Below are 9795 nucleotides of genomic sequence, written 5' to 3' on the forward strand. Positions count from 1 at the left end.
TCTACAATACGGATCATGTATCACTTAACGAGTACAACCATGTCAACACAACCGGATTACAGTGACTGGAGCGAATTATTAACCTTGGTGCAACAAGCAGCATCACTCGATCAACATGAGATGCTACTGACCATGTTAATGACCCCTGATGAACGAGAGGCATTAGTTGCACGAGTTAATATTCTCTGTGAGTTACTGAAAGGGGAGTTATCTCAACGACAAATGAGCCAACTTCTAGGAGTGGGCGTAGCGACCATTACTCGTGGGTCTAATGAGCTGAAATCCCGCTCATTAACAGAGCGTGAAGCTTTGGCGGCGTTATTACTGAAGTAGCGCGATTTATTACTTGCCGTGATATGAATCATTTCGCAGTAAACCAGAAAAAAACGTTTTATTTTATTAAGTTAAGCTTGTACTTATTTGTTTATACCGCATAAGTATAAGCTTAACCTACCAACTACTTTTTCAGATCGTTACCTGCAGATAAAAACAAATCAGGGTTCAAAAATGGTACTAACGCTAAAATAAGTGCCTGATGGTAAACTGAGCTACGAGTTAAGTGATGTTGAGTAAGTAAACTGATCGCTCCTCCTTTTTGTTTGATGTTATCGGTACCAAATACTTCATCCATAATCTCACCAAGTTCATTATTGGCGTGTAAACGTTGGTTAATGGCAGGAGGTAACATTAAGCTGGCAGAACGAGATTCTCCATATTGTTCTGCCGATTTAACGATCATCCAAGCAAACGTCATTCCGTGTTCAATGCCGGCTTCTAAGCCCACATAAAAATCAGCTCCTGGATGAGCTTGTTCGGCATGGTGTACTCGATTAAGTGCGCCTTGTTTGGTCTCTTCATCGCTCATTGGTTGAGCAGCAACACCGCTATCAACCGTTACGCCCTGTAATTGCAATGTATGATTAGGAAATAATTGCTCAAAAGCGCTTTTGACGGCATTAATTTTGGCAGGATTCAGTGAAGCGACGATGATGTGGATAATGGCTTGATTTGATGACATGTTGTGATTCTCTTTATTTCCTAGTCAATATGTTGTTGCTACTTGAATTGTTGCGGTGTTATCCCCTCCTACTTGAAGTTGTAGCGGTGTTGGCTCCCCAATCACATAGTTTGCCTATGCTCATCGGGATTTACTTACTTGCCGTCTACCTGCAACTCCAAGTCGTTTGGGTATAGCTACGTTCGTTTCAATCACTATGGTTATCTATATTAATGGTGACTGACGTGCTTCCCACTTATCAGTCACTCAATATTGTTAGATATTGCACCATCAGCAGTTTTTTACGCTGGGATTAACTTAACCTGAGTGGGTTTAATATTCTCAATAGGATAACAGCCAAGTACCTTTAAATGTTTGGTCAGTTTAGTTAGTTCACTAAGTGCTTTTTGCATCTCGTCTGAATCCAGATGAGCTTGCAAATCGACATAGAACATTTCTTCCCACGGATTACCCATGATAGGTCTGGATTCCAGTTTGGTCATATTAATACCATAACGTTGGAGCACTAATAGGGTGGCGACTAATGAGCCAGCTTCTTGTGCCGTTGACATGATCAGGGTAGTTTTTGCTGGAATTTGAGTTGAGACTTCAATTGGTTTACGGGCCACAACAATAAACCGAGTATGGTTTTCTGTTTGGTTAGCGATATTGGTTTGAATCGATTGTAAGCCATACAATTTGCCACTTGCTGCATTGCCGATTGCTGCAACATCATCACGTTGCAGTTGTTGTACTTTTTTCATCGCATCGGCAGTGCTAGCACAGGTTTCCAATTTGACCCCTTGCAAGCGACTTAAAAACTCACTGCATTGTTGGTGTGGCTGTGGGTGTGAATAGAGAATTTTCAACGCTTCTAAGCGGATATCTTGTGTGGCAACTAAGCAGTGTTCTATCGGTTGAGTGATCTCGCCGACGATATATAGGGTGGTATGTTGAAGTAAGTCATACACTTCATTAATCGAGCCTGAACTGGTGTTTTCAATTGGTAAAACACCATAATCTGCATGGCCAGATTCAACGGTTTTGGTAATGTCTCTAAATTGTTCGCAATTGAGTTCGATAAGCTCAGTATTTTTACGGCTGAAATATTCTCGGGTCGCAAGATGTGAGTAAGAGCCTTTCGCACCGAGAAAAGCAACTCTAGCCAATGGCTTGCGGTTTTGTGGATTGGCTAGGTTTTGTAAATAAGCTTGCTGCAGTAATACGGAGTCTTCAATAATCGTATGAAACAGTTTGGTAATGTATTGGGCGTCTAATTGATAATCCTGTTTACCGACTTGAATTAACTTGACCAATAGTTGCTGCTCGCGAACGGGATCGCGTACGGGCTTTGAGGTTTGTACTTTACTCTTGGCGACCTCGATACTCAGTTGGCGACGTTCGGAAAGCAGTCTAAGTAATTGATTATCAATGGTGTTTAATCGGTCACGAATCTCTTCTAGTGACAGTTTTGGGCTGGTCATAACTAAATCCTTATAAAAAAGCCTCCCGATGGGAGGCTTTCTGTCTGTTCGTTTTTGACTTATTTTCTTTAAACGAGCAAGCCTCCAAGATTATTGGAGAAAAAAGAAGTTAAAAACAAACAGAAAATGAGAGGTTAACATCGGTTATTGCTACCTTAGCGATTGAATGGACACAATAAGCAAGCCAGTAAACAGCGTCAAGCAAAAAAATAGCGCCCTAAGGCGCTAAATGGATAACAGGGGAAGATTATTCTTCGACTTCTACAATTTCAGGTTTCTCGGTACGACGAGCATCGGGTTTATGGCGCAATTTATTGAGCTGTCGCTCTAATTTTTGTTCAACTTCATTAATCGCGGCATAGAGATCCTCGTGAATTGCAGAAGCGACTAGTTGACCTTTCGGGATAGTGACCGTCGCTTCAAATTTTTTCTGCTTATTGGGTTGTTCACTAAAGCTTGCTTGGCAACCGGTAATATCGACTTGCCATTTTTCGAGCTTTTTAAACTTACTCTCAATGTAGCTACGGATTGCAGAGGTGATTTCAATGTTTTTGCCAGTGATGTTCATTTGCATAGTGTTTTCCTCTGTTGCATCCCTTATGGGTTAACTTCAGATTACAGGTTTCTGGATAAAATAATGTGATCCAGATCTCTTTTTTGTTGGGTGTTGAGACGCTTGAAAGCAAACGTGATCTTTCGCAAAGTGTGGTAGGAATAGTGGATAAAAAGACTTGTTATTATCAAAGAAAGCGCTAGATTGGTGAGTGGAATCACTAAATATTATACCTATTTTAGCGCTTTGTTACGGCCTAAAAAATGCCATATAGCTTCCTTAATGCTTCGCTTTATTACGATTTAATCCTTTGTTACTTATCCACTTGAGTCACGATGCCCCCACTTGCATTATTGATTAATGCAAGTTGGGGCATTGATTTTTCGCTTACCCATAACTCAGTCGTTTAGTTATAGAACTGAGGGGTAATCATGATACTGAATTTAAGCTTAAGGAAGAGTGTTCAGTTGCATTAGCTGTTTGGTTCGCTCGGCCGCATCCGTCAAGCCTAGTTGTTGATAGGCTTTTAGCTGAATAGATAAGGATTTGCGTGCCGCTTCAGTACCCGGATAGGTTTTCTGTAGCTCTTGAGTTCGATTAATTGCGGCGATCCAAGCCTCACGGCGTAAATAAAAATCAGCCGTCGCTAAGTCATATTCAGCTAAACGATTTTTCAAAGCAATCATGCGTTGTTGTGCATCATTAGCGTATAAACTGTTTGGGTAACGTTCGAGTAGACGCTTAAAATCTGCGAAAGCGGCTTTTACCGGTTCAGGGTCGCGATCACTACGGTCAATGTTGAATAGATCGTGCATAAAGTTTCGATCTTGGGCCATATGAGTTAAGCCGCGCATGTACAGAACCCAATCCATTTTTTCATGAGTGGGATTGAGTCGAATAAAACGTTCAATGGTCGCAAGCCCTAAAGCGAGATCATCATTTTTATAGTAAGCGTAGATCAAGTCCAGCTGAACCTGCTCTGAATACGCTCCGAATGGATAGCGAGAGTCTAGCGCTTCTAACTTATCGATGGCGGTTAACCAATTACCGCTTTGCAATGAGGTTTGAGCATCGCTGTACAACTCTGCGGGTGGAACGTCAGGGACAATCTCTTCTTTACTTGAACAGCCAACTAATAAAGATAATGCGAGTAAGCCTGATAAAGTTTGGTATTTCATGTCAGGGTTAGGTTCCTTGCAATAAAGCTTCTTAAACTTGGAGCGAGCTTGCTCCGTAAATCGTTTCGTTACTTTCCGATCAGTAACAGATACAATGAAAACATATTTTTCCACACTCGTGGCTATTAGTCTCACGGTTTTTAAAAAAGTTCGATATGGCTCAGCAGATTGAATTAACTCAAACAGTAAAAGAAAGCCAGCTTGGTCAGCGTTTAGATCAAGCGGTAGCAGAATTATTTGTCGATTTTTCCCGCTCTCGTCTTAAAGAGTGGTTATTAGATGGCAAAATTACAGTCAATGGAACGGTGGTCACTAAACCACGGACCAAAGTGATGGGGGGAGAGTGCATTACCGTTCTAGCCGAGCTAGAAGATGAACAACGCTGGGAAGCGCAAGATATTCCACTTAATATCGTTTATGAAGATGACGATATTTTGGTGATCAATAAACCCAGAGATTTTGTCGTTCATCCGGGGGCGGGAACGCCAGATCGGACCGTATTAAATGCTTTACTCTTTCATTATCCACCGATTGCCGAAGTGCCACGTGCAGGGATTGTGCATCGTCTTGATAAAGATACGACAGGTTTAATGGTGGTCGCAAAGACAGTACCAGCACAAACACGTTTGGTAAGAGATTTGCAAAAACGCAATATTACCCGTGAATATGAAGCGATTGCGATCGGTAAAATGACCGCGGGTGGCATGATTGATAAACCAATCGGTCGTCATTCAACAAAGCGTACCTTAATGGCGGTGAATCAAATGGGCAAACCTGCGGTCACGCATTATCGTGTCGCAGAACATTTTCGTGAACATACCCGGATTCGCTTGCGTTTAGAAACCGGCCGAACTCACCAAATTCGAGTACACATGGCTTATCTGCAACATCCGTTGTTAGGTGACAGTGCTTATGGTGGTCGGGCGCGTATTCCTAAAGGAGCAACCCCTGAGCTCACAGAAATGATTAGAGCTTTTGATAGACAAGCACTGCATGCCGTAATGTTAAAATTTGAACACCCGATCACTGGCGAAGAGCTTGAGTTTCATGCTCCGGTGCCCGATGATATGGTTATTATGACAGAAGCGCTACGTGAAGATGCTAAACTAAACTATTCGCAAGAGTATTAAACCATGTCGGTGATCATTCCTAACTGGCCAGCGCCTAACAATGTGAAAGCGTTTTGTTCAACCCGTGATGGTGGATTTTCTGTACCGCCTTACGATGGTTTGAATGTTGGCATGCATGTTGGGGATGATCCGTCGATAGTGACAAAGAATCGCGACTGGTTGCAACAATACTGTCAGATGCCATCCTCGCCTATCTGGCTTAATCAAACACATTCCACTCGAGTGATTGAAGTCAGCCAGCCTAGTCATAAAGTGCTGGATGCTGATGGTCTTGTCACTTCGACTCCGCGTGTCGTTTGTTCAGCCATGATAGCTGATTGTTTACCAGTATTGATTACCAATATACAAGGTACTCGAGTTGCCGCGGTTCATGCGGGTTGGCGAGGATTAGCCGGAGGGATTGTGGAACAGGCTCTAGACAAGTTTTCTGATGATGTTTTAATCTGGCTTGGTCCTGCGATTGGTCCTCAAGCCTTTGAGGTTGGTGACGAAGTTAGGCAGGCTTTTTGCGATTATGATAGTCATGCGCAAAGGGCTTTTTCAGCAACATCAAATTGTGGAAAATGGTTGGCCGATATCGCTCAACTTGCACAATTACGTTTAGCAAAAATTGGTATTGATCAGGTGATTAAAAGTGATTTATGTACTTATCAACATGATCAACAATTTTATTCGTACCGCCGCGATGGTGTAACAGGCCGACAGGCTTGCTTCATCTGGATAGAATAGCCAGACAAAATAGCACGGTTTCATGATTAAAATCTGACTCTGTATAGTTAACCTTTTTTTGTCACCTAACGAGCTAGCGCTTGTTAGTCACTTTAAGTTTGTCCTTTGTCCTTTGTTCTATAGCGCTTATATAGCGTGTTTTTTGCTCATAAAGTTATCCTCTTTGACTTGAAATATCTTCTTTGCGTAACCATGTTCTCTATGTGATTAGTTTCTCTTGAATGAGATTAGGAAGGTGGTTATGCGTCTTGATAGATTTACCAGTAAATTTCAAATAGCCATTTCTGATGCGCAGTCTTTGGCTCTAGGTCGTGATCATCAGTATATCGAGCCAGTTCATTTAATGGTGGCACTGCTCGATCAAAATGGCAGCCCTATTCGTCCGTTGTTAACCATGTTGAATATTGACGTGGCACAGTTACGCTCAAAACTAGGCGAGATGCTCGACAGGCTCCCTAAAGTGAGTGGGATTGGTGGTGATGTTCAGCTATCTGGTGCGTTGGGTACGTTATTTAATCTCTGTGATAAAGTGGCACAAAAACGCCAAGATGCGTACATCTCCTCTGAAATATTCTTGCTAGCGGCAATCGAAGATAAAGGACCTCTTGGTCAATTATTAAAAGAGGTTGGATTGAGTGAGAAAAAGCTCTCTGCAGCGATTGAAACTATCCGTGGTGGGCAAAAAGTTAATGATCCTAATGCCGAAGAACTGCGTCAAGCTTTAGAAAAATTCACGATTGATCTGACTGAACGAGCTGAGCAGGGCAAATTAGACCCGGTGATAGGTCGTGACGATGAAATTCGCCGTACCATTCAAGTATTGCAACGGCGTACGAAAAACAACCCAGTGATCATCGGTGAACCTGGTGTTGGTAAAACCGCCATTGTCGAAGGTTTAGCACAGCGAATTATTAATAATGAAGTACCAGAAGGGCTACGCGGTCGGCGAGTTCTGTCTCTTGATATGGGCGCTTTAGTTGTAGGAGCTAAATATCGCGGTGAATTTGAAGAGCGTTTAAAATCGGTGCTGAACGAGCTGGCCAAAGAAGAAGGTAATGTCATCTTATTTATTGATGAATTACATACCATGGTCGGCGCGGGTAAAGGTGAAGGCTCGATGGATGCCGGGAATATGCTCAAACCGGCATTGGCGCGTGGAGAATTGCATTGCGTTGGCGCGACAACACTCGATGAATATCGCCAGTATATCGAAAAAGATCCTGCATTGGAGCGTCGCTTCCAAAAAGTTTTAGTGGATGAACCGAGCGTTGAAGATACGGTGGCGATCCTACGAGGGTTAAAAGAGCGCTATGAATTGCATCATCATGTTGAGATTACCGATCCTGCGATTGTTGCTGCGGCAACATTATCGCATCGTTATATCTCCGATCGTCAATTGCCAGATAAAGCGATCGATTTAATCGATGAAGCCGCTTCGAGTATTCGTATCCAAATGGATTCAAAACCGGAAGTGCTTGATAAATTGGAACGAAAAATTATCCAATTGAAGATTGAACAGCAAGCATTAAGTAATGAACACGATGATGCGAGCGAAAAACGTCTGGGCATTATTAATGATGAGTTAAAAGAAAAAGAGCGCGAGTATTCAGAATTAGAAGAAATTTGGAACACAGAAAAAGCGGCGTTATCGGGAACGCAACACATTAAATCAGCATTAGAACAAGCGCGTTTAGATTTAGAAATGGCAAGACGTGCTGGTGATTTAAACCGCATGTCTGAGTTGCAATATGGACGGATTCCTGAACTAGAAAAACAGCTAGATTTAGCGACTCAAGCTGAAATGCAAGAGATGACCTTGTTACGCAATAAAGTTACCGATGAAGAAATTGCTGAAGTATTGTCAAAACAGACGGGGATTCCTGTGGCGAAAATGCTGGAAGCCGAAAAAGAGAAACTGTTGCAGATGGAAACGTTTTTACATCAACGTGTCATCGGGCAGTCGGAGGCGGTTGAGGTGGTTGCTGATGCTATTCGTCGTAGTCGAGCTGGATTATCGGATCCTAATCGCCCAATAGGTTCTTTTTTATTCTTAGGTCCAACGGGTGTAGGGAAAACTGAGCTTTGTAAAACGCTGGCTAATTTCATGTTCGATAGTGAAGATGCCATGGTGCGTATCGACATGTCTGAATTTATGGAAAAACACTCAGTAGCTCGTCTTGTTGGTGCGCCTCCTGGTTATGTGGGTTATGAAGAGGGCGGATACTTGACTGAAGCGGTACGGCGTAAACCCTATTCCGTATTGTTGTTGGACGAGGTTGAGAAAGCGCATCCTGATGTGTTCAATATTTTATTACAAGTGCTCGATGATGGTCGATTAACCGATGGTCAAGGTCGAACCGTTGATTTTCGTAATACGGTAGTGATCATGACCTCGAATTTGGGGTCATCACGCATCCAAGAAAACTTTGCTCATTTGGATTATCAGACTATGAAAGAGCAAGTTATGGAGGTCGTGAGCAAACATTTTCGTCCCGAGTTTTTAAACCGGATTGATGAAAGTGTGGTGTTCCACCCATTAGCTCAAGAGCAGATTAAATCTATTGCCTTTATTCAGTTAGAGCGTTTACGTCAACGTTTAGCGGATAAAGATTATGGATTAATTGTTAGCGATGAGGCGTTAGATCTTGTTGCCCATATTGGATTTGATCCAGTATATGGTGCAAGACCGTTAAAACGTGCTATTCAGCAAACAATAGAGAATCCATTAGCAAAATCGATATTATCAGGGCAATTTATTCCTGGTACACCAATCTATCTTGATGTTAAAGAGGGTGATATCGTCGCTCATCAGTAACTCTTTTTTATGAAGGCTATGCCCGTGGCATAGCCTTCTTTGTTTATTGACCAAGGTCGAAATCAGTCAATAAATCGGGTGAATTCAGTTTTTTGATGGTTTATTGAGCGCTTGATTCGTTTGTGTGCTTTTTTCTTGTTTTTACTATTGCCAACCTGAATTTTATCCCTATAATGCGCCCTCACTGACACGGCAGACGCCGCAAGGCTTCAGGCAGTGTTAGTTGAGGGAAAGCTTCTAAAAAAGAAAATTTGAAAAAGTGTTTGACTCTTCAAATTAACTCGTTAGAATTCACCTCCGCTTCGAAGCTCAACGAGAGATTCGCAAGCCAGCTCTTTAACAATTTAAACCAATCAATCTGTGTGGGCACTCGTTGATGATAATCAAAATGCTTAGCAATAAGCACTTCGGTTTCAATGAACTGAGTGAACAAATTGATAGGGCTTTTAGCACTATCGGCACAGTCAATTCATTATCGTTCTGTTGGAACGATAATAGCTTTGAATTACGCTTCTATTTATAGGAGCTAGGTAGTTTAAAGTCAGTATTCATTGAGCCAAAAAGAACTTAAATTGAAGAGTTTGATCATGGCTCAGATTGAACGCTGGCGGCAGGCCTAACACATGCAAGTCGAGCGGTAACAGGAAGAAAGCTTGCTTTCTTTGCTGACGAGCGGCGGACGGGTGAGTAATGCCTGGGAAATTGCCCTGATGTGGGGGATAACCATTGGAAACGATGGCTAATACCGCATGATGCCTACGGGCCAAAGAGGGGGACCTTCGGGCCTCTCGCGTCAGGATATGCCCAGGTGGGATTAGCTAGTTGGTGAGGTAATGGCTCACCAAGGCGACGATCCCTAGCTGGTCTGAGAGGATGATCAGCCACACTGGAACTGAGACACGGTCCAGA

At 42.6% G+C, this 9795-nt stretch carries 8 protein-coding genes, 1 rRNA gene and 1 other annotated feature; of the genes, 5 read left to right on the forward strand and 4 right to left on the reverse strand.

What is annotated here, in order from left to right; translation table 11 throughout:
* Positions 1-39: 39 nt before the first annotated feature.
* A complete protein-coding gene (gene trpR, locus FKN93_RS06600) occupies positions 40-333 on the forward strand; it encodes a trp operon repressor (protein WP_004394109.1) in 294 nt (97 codons plus the stop codon).
* 124 nt (positions 334-457) lie between these two features.
* Here the strand turns inward: trpR and yjjX are convergent, their stop codons facing one another.
* The 4 genes from yjjX to FKN93_RS06620 all read right to left on the reverse strand — a co-directional run bounded on the left by yjjX (position 458) and on the right by FKN93_RS06620 (position 4212).
* On the reverse strand, positions 458-1018 hold the full coding sequence (gene yjjX / locus FKN93_RS06605; RefSeq protein WP_004394108.1) for an inosine/xanthosine triphosphatase: 561 nt from the start codon (positions 1016-1018) through the stop codon (positions 458-460).
* A 281-nt stretch (positions 1019-1299) separates the two neighbouring features.
* A complete protein-coding gene (gene pheA / locus FKN93_RS06610; RefSeq protein ID WP_170904718.1) occupies positions 1300-2481 on the reverse strand; it encodes a prephenate dehydratase in 1182 nt (393 codons plus the stop codon).
* 11 nt (positions 2482-2492) lie between these two features.
* Positions 2493-2617 (reverse strand) — a sequence feature (Phe leader region).
* Positions 2618-2728: 111 nt separating this feature from the next.
* Positions 2729-3055, reverse strand: coding sequence for a ribosome-associated translation inhibitor RaiA (gene raiA / locus FKN93_RS06615; RefSeq protein WP_004394106.1), 327 nt, complete (start codon positions 3053-3055; stop codon positions 2729-2731).
* Positions 3056-3483: 428 nt separating this feature from the next.
* Positions 3484-4212, reverse strand: coding sequence for an outer membrane protein assembly factor BamD (locus FKN93_RS06620; RefSeq protein ID WP_004394105.1), 729 nt, complete (start codon positions 4210-4212; stop codon positions 3484-3486).
* 155 nt (positions 4213-4367) lie between these two features.
* On the opposite strand from FKN93_RS06620, the gene rluD reads away from it, so the two are divergent.
* The 4 genes from rluD to FKN93_RS06640 form a co-directional block, all read left to right on the forward strand.
* The gene (gene rluD / locus FKN93_RS06625) at positions 4368-5342 is read left to right on the forward strand and encodes a 23S rRNA pseudouridine(1911/1915/1917) synthase RluD (protein WP_004394104.1); all 975 of its coding nucleotides are present in this window, start codon (positions 4368-4370) and stop codon (positions 5340-5342) included.
* A 3-nt stretch (positions 5343-5345) separates the two neighbouring features.
* Positions 5346-6071, forward strand: coding sequence for a peptidoglycan editing factor PgeF (gene pgeF, locus FKN93_RS06630; RefSeq protein WP_170904719.1), 726 nt, complete (start codon positions 5346-5348; stop codon positions 6069-6071).
* Between the two features lie 241 nt (positions 6072-6312).
* On the forward strand, positions 6313-8886 hold the full coding sequence (gene clpB, locus FKN93_RS06635; protein WP_170904720.1) for an ATP-dependent chaperone ClpB: 2574 nt from the start codon (positions 6313-6315) through the stop codon (positions 8884-8886).
* A 569-nt stretch (positions 8887-9455) separates the two neighbouring features.
* Positions 9456-9795: ribosomal RNA gene (locus FKN93_RS06640) — 16S ribosomal RNA — on the forward strand; the annotation flags it as partial.

Origin of the sequence: Vibrio sp. A8-1, assembly GCF_013048685.1 — a bacterium.
Classification (GTDB): domain Bacteria; phylum Pseudomonadota; class Gammaproteobacteria; order Enterobacterales; family Vibrionaceae; genus Vibrio; species Vibrio metschnikovii.